Origin of the sequence: Streptomyces luteoverticillatus, assembly GCF_003970715.1 — a bacterium.
Classification (GTDB): domain Bacteria; phylum Actinomycetota; class Actinomycetes; order Streptomycetales; family Streptomycetaceae; genus Streptomyces; species Streptomyces abikoensis.
Genome location: NZ_CP034587.1, coordinates 1,100,843 through 1,113,218 on the forward strand (window position 1 = coordinate 1,100,843; position 12,376 = coordinate 1,113,218).

The 12,376-nt window shown below is 70.6% G+C and carries 12 protein-coding genes; 4 read left to right on the top strand and 8 right to left on the bottom strand.

From position 1 onward, the window contains the following. Nucleotides 1-27 precede the first annotated feature (27 nt). From EKH77_RS04505 to EKH77_RS04540, 8 genes are all read right to left on the bottom strand, one after another. Entirely contained in the window at nt 28-1,275 is a 1,248-nt protein-coding gene (locus tag EKH77_RS04505) for a cytochrome P450 family protein (protein WP_164737738.1), read from the bottom strand. A gap of 67 nt (nt 1,276-1,342) precedes the next feature. Beyond that, complete coding sequence (locus tag EKH77_RS04510) at nt 1,343-2,536, bottom strand: cytochrome P450 (RefSeq protein WP_126913139.1); 1,194 nt, start codon at nt 2,534-2,536, stop codon at nt 1,343-1,345. A 58-nt stretch (nt 2,537-2,594) separates the two neighbouring features. Beyond that, nucleotides 2,595-3,794, bottom strand: a complete 1,200-nt coding sequence (locus tag EKH77_RS04515) for a cytochrome P450 (protein ID WP_126913140.1) — start codon at nt 3,792-3,794, stop codon at nt 2,595-2,597. 10 nt (nt 3,795-3,804) lie between these two features. Beyond that, nucleotides 3,805-4,599: a thioesterase II family protein gene (locus EKH77_RS04520; RefSeq protein ID WP_126913141.1), complete on the bottom strand. Its 795-nt coding sequence runs from the start codon at nt 4,597-4,599 to the stop codon at nt 3,805-3,807. An 85-nt stretch (nt 4,600-4,684) separates the two neighbouring features. Beyond that, nucleotides 4,685-5,656 carry a dTDP-glucose 4,6-dehydratase gene (gene rfbB, locus EKH77_RS04525; protein ID WP_126913142.1) on the bottom strand — a complete coding sequence of 324 codons (972 nt, stop codon included), beginning with the start codon at nt 5,654-5,656 and terminating at the stop codon, nt 4,685-4,687. 101 nt (nt 5,657-5,757) lie between these two features. Then, on the bottom strand, nt 5,758-6,645 hold the full coding sequence (gene rfbA / locus EKH77_RS04530; protein ID WP_126917880.1) for a glucose-1-phosphate thymidylyltransferase RfbA: 888 nt from the start codon (nt 6,643-6,645) through the stop codon (nt 5,758-5,760). Nucleotides 6,646-6,781: 136 nt separating this feature from the next. Further along, complete coding sequence (locus EKH77_RS04535; protein ID WP_126913143.1) at nt 6,782-7,378, bottom strand: dTDP-4-dehydrorhamnose 3,5-epimerase family protein; 597 nt, start codon at nt 7,376-7,378, stop codon at nt 6,782-6,784. A gap of 58 nt (nt 7,379-7,436) precedes the next feature. Beyond that, the gene (locus EKH77_RS04540; RefSeq protein WP_206279814.1) at nt 7,437-8,204 is read right to left on the bottom strand and encodes a TylF/MycF/NovP-related O-methyltransferase; all 768 of its coding nucleotides are present in this window, start codon (nt 8,202-8,204) and stop codon (nt 7,437-7,439) included. 554 nt (nt 8,205-8,758) lie between these two features. Between EKH77_RS04540 and EKH77_RS04545 the strand changes: the two genes are divergently transcribed. The 4 genes from EKH77_RS04545 to EKH77_RS04560 all read left to right on the top strand — a co-directional run bounded on the left by EKH77_RS04545 (nt 8,759) and on the right by EKH77_RS04560 (nt 12,352). Beyond that, complete coding sequence (locus tag EKH77_RS04545) at nt 8,759-9,790, top strand: cytochrome P450 (RefSeq protein ID WP_240667220.1); 1,032 nt, start codon at nt 8,759-8,761, stop codon at nt 9,788-9,790. 69 nt (nt 9,791-9,859) lie between these two features. After that, nucleotides 9,860-10,111: a ferredoxin gene (locus EKH77_RS04550; protein WP_126913146.1), complete on the top strand. Its 252-nt coding sequence runs from the start codon at nt 9,860-9,862 to the stop codon at nt 10,109-10,111. Next, complete coding sequence (locus EKH77_RS04555; protein WP_126913147.1) at nt 10,108-11,115, top strand: NAD-dependent epimerase/dehydratase family protein; 1,008 nt, start codon at nt 10,108-10,110, stop codon at nt 11,113-11,115. Before EKH77_RS04550 ends, EKH77_RS04555 begins: the two co-directional genes overlap by 4 nt. Before the next feature lie 16 nt (nt 11,116-11,131). Continuing rightward, entirely contained in the window at nt 11,132-12,352 is a 1,221-nt protein-coding gene (locus EKH77_RS04560; RefSeq protein ID WP_126913148.1) for a class I SAM-dependent methyltransferase, read from the top strand. Nucleotides 12,353-12,376: the final 24 nt, after the last annotated feature.

Below are 12,376 nucleotides of genomic sequence, written 5' to 3' on the forward strand. Positions count from 1 at the left end.
TCGGCGGTCGGCGTTCGTCGCTGGTGCTCATGCCGTAGCGGGGCCGGTGAGTGCCCCGGAGCCCGTCCGGGTGACGGGGAAGCGAGCGTGGCCGAGCGTGACGGGTGCCCGCCTCAGGCGCACCACCGCACCGCTCGGCCGCAGGCCCGGTGCCTCCCGCGCGAGCACCCGCAGTGCGGCGCGGGAGATGGCGCCGGCCGTCCGGGCGGCGGAGGTGGAGTGCGCGTCGCCGAGGAGCCCCAGGGGAACGCCGGTGCCGTCGCCCCGCTCGGGGCCGCCGGTGGGGCCGTCCTGCGCACGGGCCGGGGCGATCGCCGGGTCACGCTGGGCGGCGGCGACCAGGATCGCCACATGTCCGTCCGCGGGGACCACTGCTCCGGCCAGTTCGACGTCCTCCTGCGCGATCCTGCTCTCCAGGCGCACCGGCGGCCGCCGCCACCAGGTCTCCTCCACTACGGCGCCGGCCTTCTCCGGGTTTCGGCACAGGGCATCCCATGGCCCGTGGGAGTCGCCCAGCATTTCGAACGCGTTGCAGATGAGCACGCCGGCGGGTTCGGCCGCGCCGACCGCCAGGGCGAGAGCCGCGCGGGCGGACCGTTCTCCGCCGTCATCGAGGTGGCGTCCGAGCAGTTCCCGGAGCCCGGCCGCCGCCTCCAGGCCGGTGCGGGTGATGTCGAGGGTCTGCGGGCACAGCCGGCTGTCGAGGCTGCGGGCACAGCCGGTCAGCAGCTCCTCGAAGCGGTCGCGGTCGGCCGCGGGCATCCCCAGGAATTCCGCCAGAACCTGTGCCGACAGGCGTCGCGCGAAGTCCGTGACCAGGTCGAAATCGGTGCCGAGCCCGCCCAGGAGGGTGTGCGACACCCGCTCGGCGAGGGCCTCCACGGCCGCCTCGTCCCGCGCGGACACCGCCGGGTCGGCACCGGCGGGCACGCCGCCGCGCTCGTCCCCCGCGGGGTCCGGTCCGAGTTCGGCTCCCGCCGGCGGGAGGAGTTCCGCGCGGTACCGTCCGCCAGCGCGGGTCAGCGCCCCGAAGCGGGCGTCGGTCAGGACGGACCGGGCGAGGGCGCCGTCCGTGACGACCCAGGTGTCCAGCGCCTCGCTGTGGAACACCGGTCCGCGCGCGCGGACCTCCTCCTCGTAGGGAGAGGGGTCGTCCCGCAGGGCGCGCAGGATCAGCGCGTACGGATCTCCCTGGTTTCCTGCGAACCAGTGGCCCACACGGGCCCGTTGGAGCCTGCGGCCGAGTGCGGACGGCGTGGTCCACTGCGTTGTCATGGGAACCCTCCAAGGTGTCATGGTGTGCGGAAAGCCGGCTGTGGACGGCCGCCGCCGTCCCCGGTGTTCACCAGGCCACGAACAGCCTGCGCGGCCCCCTCACCACCGGTTCCGTCTTCCATTCGGGGTCCTTGGCAATGCGCAGTCCGGGCATGCCGTCGAGCAGGGTCCGCAGCGCCTCCTGGAGTTCCAGTCGCGCGAGGGACGAGCCGAGGCAGTGGTGCGGGCCGTGTCCGTATCCGAGGTGGTGGCGGGCGTCCTCGCGGGTGATGTCGAGCACGCCGGGCGAGGCGAAGCGCTGGGCGTCCCGGCCGGCCGCGTTGGACTGGATCAGGACGGGCTCGCCCGCCCGCACCAGGGTTCCGCCCACCTCGATGTCCTCGGTGGCGTAGCGGGGGAACGCCGCCCCGATGCCCAGCGGAATGAAGCGCGTCAGCTCCTCCACGGCGTTCTCCAGCAGCTCCGGGCGGGAGCGGAGGAGGGCGAGCTGGCCCGGGTGGTCGAGCAGGACCAGGACGAAGCTGGAGATCTGGCTGGCTGTGGTCTCGTGGCCGGCGAAGAGGAGGAAGACGATCAGGTTGACCAGTTCCTCCTGCGAGAGCCGGCCGTTGACGTCGCGGGCCTCGATGAGCGCCGTGACGAGGTCGTCCCGCGGGGCGGCGCGGCGGTCCTCGATCAGGGCGGCCAGGTAGCTCGTCAGTTCACCCGCCAGCCGTACGTGGTCCTCGGGGGTGAGGGTGCTGGTGGACATGGCGATGTCGCACCAGCCGCGGAAGAGCGCGAGGTCCTCCTTGGGCACGCCCAGCATGCCGCAGATGACGGCCACGGGGATCGGGACGGCGTAGTGCTCCACGAGGTCGACGGGCGAGCCGGCCGCCTTCATGTCCTGGAGCAGGGTCCCGGTCAGCTCCCGGACGTGCGGCCGCATGGCCTCCACGCGGCGCGGGGTGAACGCCTTGGTCACCAGTCCGCGCAGCCTGGTGTGGTCGGGCGCGTCCATGCCGAGGATGCCGCTGGGCGTCTGGAGTTCCCGCATCCGCGGCGCGTCGTTCTCCGCCACCGCGGCGTGGCTGAACCGCCGGTCGCCGAGCACGAAGCGCGCGTCGTCGTAGCGGCTGACGAGCCAGGCCGGCTCCCCGTAGGCCATCCGGACCCGTTGGAGCCCTTCGCCCCGCTGCGCCCGCTCGTACGCCTCGTCCAGTTCCAGCCCTTCCGGCCGGTTGAAGGGGTAGGGGGCGGGTTCTGGTGTTGTGCTGCTCATGTCGGATCCCATGTCGAGTCGGTCGGTTTCTCTCTCGCTCGTTCTGCCGCGAGGGGTGTCACCAGGTGACGGGGACCGCCTCGGGGGTGCGCAGCTGGAGGCCGGTCCGCCAGCGGACCTCGGCGGCCGGCACGGCCAGGCGCAGCTCCGGGAGCCGCTGCGCCAGGGTGCCCAGCGCGACCTGTATTTCCAGGCGGGCCAGCGGGGCTCCCATGCAGTAGTGGATGCCGTGGCCGAAACCGAGGTGCGGGTTGTCGCTGCGGGCCAGGTCGACGGTGTCGGCGCCGGGCATGGCCATGGAGTCCTGGTTGGCGGAGGCGATGGACGTGACGACGCCCTCGCCGGCCCGGATGAGCGTCCCGTTGATCTCGACGTCCTCCAGAGCGATCCGGGCGAAGCCGTCCATGACGCTCAGGGGAGTGAAGCGGAGCAGTTCCTCGACGGCGCTGGGCACCAGTTCCGGGTCGGCGACCAGGGACGCGTACAGCTCGCGGTCCTTGAGGAGGAGGTAGACGAAGTTGCCGATCTGGGTCGCGGTGGTCTCGTATCCGCTGAGCAGCAGACCGGTGCCCAGCATCAGCAGCTCGTCCTCGGTGAGCCGGTCGCCCTCGTCGTGGGCCTGGACCATGCTGCTCAGGAGGTCGTCGCGGGGTTCGGCGCGCCGCTCGGCGACCAGCGCGGCCATGTAGGCGCTGAACTCCTCGACCGCCTTCTGCACCTCGGCGGGGGTGAGGGAGGAGGAGAGCATGGCTTCGGAGAAGCCCTGGAAGCGGTCCCGGTCCTCGTAGGGGACGCCGAGCAGCCGGCAGATGACGGAGATGGACAACGGCAGGGCGAGGTCCTCCATGATCTCCGCGCGGGGCTCTCCGGCGGTCATGTCGTCCATCAGCCGGTGGGCGAACTCCTGGACCCCGGGGCGCATCTCCTCCACCCGGCGGGCGGTGAACGCCTTGCCGGCGAGACGGCGCAGCCGGGTGTGGCCGGGCGGGTCCATGCCGATGAGGGCGCCCGCGGGCAAGGGGTGCTCGGTGGGGCGGGGGACGTCCTTGCCCGCGCCGGCCTCCATGCTGAACCGCTGGTCGCCGAGGACCGCTCGGACGTCGGCGTGCCGGGTGAGCAGCCAGGCCTCGCCGCCATAGGGCATGCGGACCCGCGACACCGGCTCCCGCGCGCGCAGGTGGGCGTAGATGGGGTCCATCTCCACGCCGGTGGGGGTGCTGAACGGGTGGGTCCGGGTGACCGGGCAACGGGATGTCATCGGGGCTCTCTCATTCTGTGACGGACGGCGGAGCGGGCCGCGGTGGCGCGGCGAGCGGCCGCAGGGCGTCCTCGATCACCCGGCACACGGCCGTGGTGTGCTCGTTGAGGTAGAAGTGACCGCCCGGCCAGGAGTGGTACGCCGTGGGGCCGGTGGTCCGGTGGTGCCAGGCGCGGGCTCCGTCGGCGGGCACGTGGGGGTCGTCCACGGCGGTCAGGACGGTGAGCGGGCAGGCGAGCCGCGGACCGGGGCGCCAGGTGTAGGAGGCGGCGACCCGGTAGTCGTTGCGGATGGTGGGCAGGGCCATGCGCAGCAGTTCCTCGTCGGCGAGCACCCGGGGGTCGGTGCCCCGCAGCTCGGCCACCTTGGCGATCAGCTGGTCGTCGTCGAGGAGGTGTGTGGTGATCTCGCGGGGAACGGTCGGGCCGACCCGTCCGGAGACCAGGAGGTGGGCGGGGGCGGCGGGGTCGCGCGCCACGAGGCGGCGGGCCGTCTCGTAGGCGAGCAGCGAGCCCAGGCTGTGGCCGAACAGTGCCAGCGGGCGGTCGAGCCAGGGCTCCAGTGCCGGCAGGACGTGGTCCACCAGGGCGTCGACGGACTCCAGGAAGGGCTCCTGACGGCGGTCCTGCCGGCCGGGGTACTGGACGGCCAGGACCTCCACGAAGTCCGGGAGCGTCCGGGCGAAGGGCAGGTAGGCGCTGGCGCTTCCGCCGGCGTGCGGGAAGCAGACCAGCCGGACGGCCGGGTCGGCGACCTGCCGGTAGCGGCGCAGCCAGAGGTCGTCCGTGGCGGTCGGGGCGGTCACGCCGTGTGGGGTCCTTCCGTGGGGTGGTGGTCCGGGGGGTGGGCCGGGGGGGCACTGGCTGCGCCGGGGTCCGGCGAGGGCGGCGTCAGGCCTTCGGGCGCCGCCACCAGTCGGTGTGGTCGCGGTACCAGGCGACGGTGTCGGCCAGTCCGCGGTCGAAGTCGGTGCGGGGTGCCCAGCCCAGCTCCTCGGTGATCTTCCGGGTGTCCACGCAGTACCGGCGGTCGTGTGCCGCGCGGTCGGGGATGTGGTCGACGACGGACCAGTCGGCGCCCACGATGGCCAGCAGGCGCTTGGTGAGGTCGATGTTGGACAGCTCGGTGCCGCCGCCTATGTTGTAGACCTCGCCGGCCCGGCCACGATCGGCGACCAGGGCGATGCCGTGGCAGTGGTCGTCCACGTGCAGCCAGTCGCGGCGGTTGAGTCCGTCCCCGTACAGGGGCAGCCGGCGTCCCTGGAGGAGGTGGGTGACGAACAGCGGAATGACCTTCTCGGGGTGCTGGAAGGGCCCGTAGTTGTTGGAGCAGCGGGTCACCCGGACGTCGAGGCCGTGGGTACGGTGGAAGGCCAGGGCGAGGAGGTCGGAGGAGGCCTTGGACGCGGCGTAGGGGGAGTTGGGGGCCAGGGGGTGGTCCTCGGGCCAGGCCCCCTCGTCGATCGAGCCGTACACCTCGTCCGTGGAGACGTGGACGAAGCGTTCGACGCCGGCGTCGGCGGCGGCCTGGAGGAGGCGGTGGGTGCCGAGCACGTTGGTGTTGACGAAGGCGGCGGCGTCGCTGATGGAGCGGTCGACATGGGACTCGGCGGCGAAGTGCACCACCAGGTCGGTGCCGCGCATCGCCTCGGCGACGGTGGCCGGGTCGCAGATGTCGCCGTGCCGGAACTCCATGCGCGGGTGGTCGGCGACCTGTGCGAGGTTGTCGCGGTTTCCGGCGTAGGTGAGCTTGTCGAGGACCCGGACGCGGGCGCCGAGCAGCGCCGGATACGCGTCCGACAAGAGGCTTCTGACGAAGTGTGAGCCGATGAACCCGGCTGCCCCGGTCGCCAGGACACGCATCCGTCGACCGCCTTTCTGTGTGTCGTGGAAGGTCTGACGTGGTGGGTCTGTCGTGGTGGGCCGCGGTGACCGAGGTGCGGTACCGGTGGGCGCGGGAGCGGTCAGCCGGCCCGGCCGGCGGTGAAGCGCGAGGCGACGTCCATGAGGTATCCGCCGTAGCTGGAGGCGGTCAGCTCCTGCCCGAGCCGGTAGCAGGTGTCGGCGTCGATGAACCCCATGCGCAGGGCGATCTCCTCGATGCAGGCGATGCGTTCGCCCTGGCGCTGCTCCAGGAGCTGGACGTACTGGCCGGCCTGGAGGAGGGAGTCGTGGGTACCCATGTCCAGCCAGGCGAAGCCGCGGCCCAGTTCGGTGAGCCGGGCCCGGCCCTGCTCCAGGTAGGCGCGGTTGATGTCGGTGATCTCCAGCTCGCCGCGGGGGGACGGCTCGAGGTCCCGGGCCAGCTCGACGACGTCGTTGTCGTAGAGGTACAGGCCGGTGACGGCGAGGTTGGAGGGCGGGCGCCGCGGCTTCTCCTCCAGCGACAGCAGGCGTCCCCGGGCGTCGATGGTCGCGACGCCGTACTGCTCGGGGGCGTTGACGGGGTAGCCGAACAGCTCGCAGCCGTCCAGGCGCTGGATGCTGTGATGGAGCACGGTGGAGAAGCCGGGGCCGTGGAAGACGTTGTCGCCCAGGACGAGGGCGACCCGGTCGTCCCCGATGTGCTTGTCGCCGATGTGGAACGCCTCGGCGATACCGCGCGGCTGGTCCTGGACCGCGTAGTCGAGGTTCAGGCCGATGCGGGAGCCGTCGCCCAGCATCGCCTTGAACATGTCCATGTGCTGGTGGGAGGAGATGACGAGGATGTCCCGGATGCCGCCCAGCATGAGGACCGACAGCGGGTAGTAGATCATGGGCTTGTCGTAGACCGGCAGCAGCTGCTTGGACAGCGCGCCGGTCAGCGGACGGAGCCGGGTGGCGCTGCCGCCGGCGAGGATGATGCCCTTCATGGGGCGACGGGCCGCCGAGCGGTCCGTCGGGGTGTCGTTCACGGTGAGTCCTCCGTGGCGTTCTGGGCAGGCCGGCGCCCTGGCTGTGGTGCTTTCCCCGCTCCGGCGCCCGCGACGGGTGGCGCCGCGAGCGGAGCTATGCGCCGCGCGGCGGCGCGTAGTGCTCCTGCCATGCCTGATAGGACGGGAGCAGGCCGAGCCGCCCCGCCTCGGCGAGACCGGGGGCGTCCGCGTCCTTGTCGGAGAGCAGCGGTTCGACGTCCGCAGGCCAGTCGATCGCCAGGTCCGGGTCCAGCGGGTTGATGGCGTGCTCGCGCCCGGGGTTGTAGCCGGAGGAGCACAGGTACATGAGGGTGGTGTGGTCGGTGAGGGCGAGGAAGGCCCGGCCGAGCCCGGCCGAGACGTAGACGGCGGTGTGCCGCCGGTCGTCCACCGGCACCGCCTCCCAGCGGCCGAAGGTCGGGGAGCCGGTACGGATGTCCACGATCACTTCGAGGCCCGCGCCGCGCACGCACGCGCTGTACTTGGCCTGGCCGGGCGGGATCTCGGAGAAGTGGACGCCGCGCAGCGCACCACGCCGCGACACCGCGATGTTCGCCTGTGCCAGCGGCAGTTGATGCCCGGTTGCCTGCTGGAACCGCTCGCCTTGGAACCACTCGTGGAACTGTCCCCGGTGGTCGGCGTGGATGACGGGATCCAGCACCCAGGCCCCCTCAATGCCGAGTGGGCGCATCGCGCTCCGTCCCTCCCTTGTCCGTGTGATGCCTTGCGGGCCGCCGGCCGGGGCCGGGTCAGGCGGAGCGCCTCCAGTACGCGCCCTGCCGGTCGACCTGGTGGATCTCGTCGGTGATGCCGTGCCGGTCCCGGAAGTCGTGGACCGCCTGCCGGCACGCCGGAATGCAGTAGTCGTCGACGATGAGGTAACCGCCGACCGACACCTTGGAGTACAGGTGGGTCAGGACATCGGTGGTGGCGGCGTACGAGTCGCCGTCGAGCCGCAGTACCGCGAGCCGCTCGATGGGGGCGGTGGGCATGGTGTCCTTGAACCAGCCGGGCAGGAAGCGGACCTGTCCGTCCAGGAGCCCGTAGCGCTCGAAGTTCTGTTGCACCGTGGCCATTTCGGTCGGGATGTCGAGCACCTGGTTGTACTGCTCCAGGTCGATGTCCCTGTCCAGCTCGTGGTCGTCGTCGAGAGTCCGGGGGAATCCCTGGAACGAGTCGCAGACCCACACCGTGCGGTCCTGCACGCCGTGCGCCCGGAACACGCCGCGGGCGAAGATGCAGGCGCCCCCGCGCCAGACACCGGTCTCCGCGAAGTCGCCGGGGACGGCGTCACGGATGACGGACTCCAGGCAGTGCTGGAGGTTGTCCAGCCGCTTGAGGCCGATCATGGTGTGTGCCACGACCGGGAAGTCCTCACCGGATTCACGCGCCTCCGCCACGTAGGCGGTGTCGGTGATAAAGCCGGCGACGTGGGAAGGGTCCTCGTAAATTGTGTTCGCGACGGCCTTCTTAAGAAGGTCCAGATAAAGGGTCGCGTCACGGGAAGTGGTGCTCATCAAAATCGCCCCCATAGGCAGCACTACCCGGTCCCGATGCATCCGGAAAACGGGTGGGTTACGGCCGGATTTCCGACGATCGCCGTCTGTGTCACAACGTCTGGATTACGGGAGCACGGACGAAAAAAGCATCTGACTGCTCACCGAATCTGCCGATCATCGATCATGATGGAACCTACACGGAGTTGACCGAGAAGCACAACCCGAAGGGGGCCGTGGAGGCCCATCCATGCTCCCCCACCAGCAACTTGTACCTCATCAGTGACCTTGCTCACGCGGCGGAGAATAGACGTTGCGTCCTGATCACCGCCGTGCTTGCCTGTTGTTCGCACGGCGGTCCGATAACCAAGGTCCGCCGCTGAACAGGGGGAGTCTTGAACGCTTCGGCCAGGTCCGGACTAACACCGAATCAGGCAGGAACCGCATGGCCGTTGGCCCGCACCTGCCCGTTCCAAATACCCGGCGAGTACGCCGATTTGAGGAAATACGAACCGATTGCCCGGGCACAGGTCTGGGACGGTTCGCGAACCTGGCTCATCACCAGGCACGAACATGTGCGGTCGCTTCTCGCGGATTCCCGCGTCACCATCAGGCCGGCCGCTCTGCCCCGGCTGTCCGCGGCCGACAGCGACGGCGAGGGCTTCCGCTCGCTGCTGACGATGGACCCGCCCGAGCACAACACGTTGCGCCGCATGTTCATCCCCGAGTTCAGTACGCGCCGGGTCAGGGCGATGCGACCGGGCATCGAACGACTCGTGGACGACCTGATCGACAAGCTCCTCGCCGGACCGGCGCCGGCGGACCTGGTGGCCGAACTGGCGCTGCCGATGTCCACGTTGGTGATCTGCGCGCTTCTCGGCGTCCCGTACGAGGACCGGGAGTTCTTCCAGGAACGCAGCGAGATCGCCACCCGCGTGGGCGGGGACAGCGAGTCGCTCACCGCGCTCCTCGAACTCCGCGACTACCTGGACAAGCTGGTCACCGCCAAGACGAAATCGCCGGGTGACGACCTGCTCAGCGGGATCATCGTCAACCGGCTGATCCCCGGCGAGATCCAGCACAACGAAGTGGTCGACAATGCCGTGCTGTTGCTGGCGGCGGGCCACGAGACCAGCGCCAGCATGGCCGCGCTGGGGATCCTAACGCTGCTTCAGCATCCGGAGACCCTGGCCGAGGTGCGCGCCGACGAGGGGCTGTTGCCCCAGACCATCGACGAGCTGCTGCGCTATCTGTCCATCGCGGACGGGATGCGCCGCGCGGCCACCGCCGACATCGAACTGGGCGGAATGACGATCCGGGCCGGGGACGGCCTGATCATCTCGCTCGGCTCGGGCAACCGTGACGAGGACGCGTTCCCCTCCCCCGACACCTTCGACATCCACCGCTCGGCCCGCCACCACGTCGCCTTCGGCTACGGCCCGCACCAGTGCCTGGGGCAGAACCTGGCCCGGACGGAGCTGGAGGTCACCCTCGGCGCCGTCATCCGCCGTATCCCGACCCTGCGGCTGGCCACCGACGTCGAGGCACTGCGGGTCAAGCCCGACGCGACGATATTCGGGCTGCACGAGCTGCCCGTCGAGTGGTGACCGGCGCGTGATGACCGGCTGTGCCGCGGGGCGGCCGGCCGAGTGGTGATCTACACAGAAAGTACGCACATGCGGGTGGCAGTAGACGAGGACCGGTGCATCGGAGCCGGCCAGTGCGAACTGGCGGCGCCCGAGGTGTTCGAGCAGGACGACGAAGGGGTGAGCCGGGCGAGCGACCCCGAGCCCGCCGAGGACCTGTGGCAGCGGGTCCACCAGGCCGCGGACCTGTGCCCGGTGCAGGCCGTACTCCTCACCGGGACGACCGGGAAGACCGGGACGACCGGCACGGCATCCCCCGAGCAGCACCGGGAGACCAGGTGACGGGCCGTCAGTGGGCGGGCCGTACGGCTCTCGTGACGGGCGCGCTGGGATTCATCGGCTCGCACTTCGTCGAGCAGCTCGCCGCGCGCGGCGCCAGGGTGCTGGCTCTCCACCGTGGCGAACGACCGGGCATAAAGGAGGAGTTGGCCGCCCTGCCCGGGTCGGAACGGATCCGTTTCGTCGCAGTCGACCTGCGCGACGCGAACGAGACCCGGGCCGCGTTCAAATACCTGGCTCCGTCCATCGACACCGTGGTGCACTGCGCGGGGCTGGACGGCAACGCCCGGTTCAAGCACGAGCACTCCGCGGAGATCCTCGACAGCAACCAGCGCATCACCTCCAACCTGCTCAACTGCGTACGGGACTTCGGGGCGGGCGAGGTCCTCGTCATGAGCTCGTCGGAGGTGTACTGCGCGCCGCTCACCTCGGCCACCAGCGAGGACGACGACCACCGCGCCCACATGCGGTACACCGACAACGGCTATGTCCTGTCCAAGACCTACGCGGAGATCCTGGCCGGCCTGCATCGCCGTCAGTTCGGGACCGATGTCTTCCTCGTGCGGCCGGCCAACGTCTACGGCCCCCGCGACAGCTTCGACACCTCCCGGGGACGGGTAATCCCGAGCATGCTGGCCAAGGCCGAGGCCGGCGAGGAGATCGAGATCTGGGGCGACGGCAGCCAGACCCGGTCCTTCGTACACGTCGCCGACCTGGTGCGGGCCTCGCTGCGCATGGTCGAAACGGCCGGGCACCGGGTGCTGAACGTCGGCACCACGGAGGAGACCACCATCCTGGACCTGGCCAGAATGGTGACCGACGTACTGGGCCGCCCCGAGCGCATCCGCACCGTCCCCAGCCGCCCGGTGGGCGTCACCGGCCGCCGCCTGGACCTCTCCAGGATGTTCGAGGTCATCGACTTTGAACCCCGCACCCTGCGGGCCGGCCTCGAAGAAACCATTCGCTGGTACCGCCGTCACCAGCATCAGCACCAGACAACCCGGTAACCCTGGAAGGCAACTCGTGGCTACATCAGTCGAGACAGCGCTGCTCCGCGACATCATCGGGGCGGCGGGCGGGCACGACGCCGCGCTGAAGGACCTGGTCGACCGGCACAGCCCGGCCGACATCACCCGGGTACTGCTGAACGAGATCACCTCGCGCTGCCCGGCCCCGGTCAACGACGCCCCGGTCCTCGTGGAGCTGGCCGTCCACACCGACGGCACCGCGCCGGCGCCGCACTACCTGTACGTCGCCAAGGGCGGACCGGTGCGCCCGGCCGGCCGGGACGAGGCGTTCATCGCCATGCGCGTCGAGTACGACCTCGCCGATCTCGTACGGGAGCTGTTCGGGCCGGTACGGGAGCGCGGGGCGGGCGTACGCGGCACCACGCTCTTCCCGTACGTCGCCGAAACCTCGGGCGAGTCCGGAGACGACGCCGCCTCCGGCGCCGAGCACATCGGCACCCACTTCCTGGCCGCCCAGCAGGGCACCGAGACCGTGCTGGCGGGGTGCCACTCCCGCAAGCCCGACCTCAGCGAGCTGGCCTCGCGCTACCTGACGCCCAAGTGGGGCTCGCTGCACTGGTTCACCCCGCACTACGACCGCCACTTCCGCGACTACCGCAACGAGCCGGTACGCGTCCTGGAGATCGGCATCGGCGGTTACAAGCACCCCGAGTGGGGCGGCGGCTCCCTGCGCATGTGGCGGCACTTCTTCCACCGCGGTGAGATCTACGGCCTGGACATCGTCGACAAGTCCCACTTCGACGGACAGCGCATCACCACCCTCCAGGGCGACCAGAACGACCCGGAGTACCTGGCGTCGATCGCCGAGGAATACGGTCCGTTCGACATCGTCATCGACGACGGCAGTCACATCAACGAACACGTCCGGACGTCGTTCCAGGCCCTGTTCCCGTATGTGCGCCCCGGCGGTCTCTACGTCGTCGAGGACCTGTGGACCGCCTACTGGCCCGGCTTCGGTGGCAACGAGGACCCCGGCCAGGACAGCGCCACCAGCCTCGGCCTGATCAAGTCGCTGATCGACTCCATCCAGCACGAGGAGCGGCCGGCCGCCTCCGGCCACCGGCCCGGCTACGCCGACCGCAATGTGACAGGCCTGCACGTCTACCACAACCTCGCCTTCATCGAGAAGGGCACCAACGCCGAGGGCGGCATCCCCGCGTGGATCCCCCGCGACTTCGACACGCTGGTGGCGGTGTCCTCGGGCGGAGCGGAATGAGCACGCGCAACACAACGGGGGACA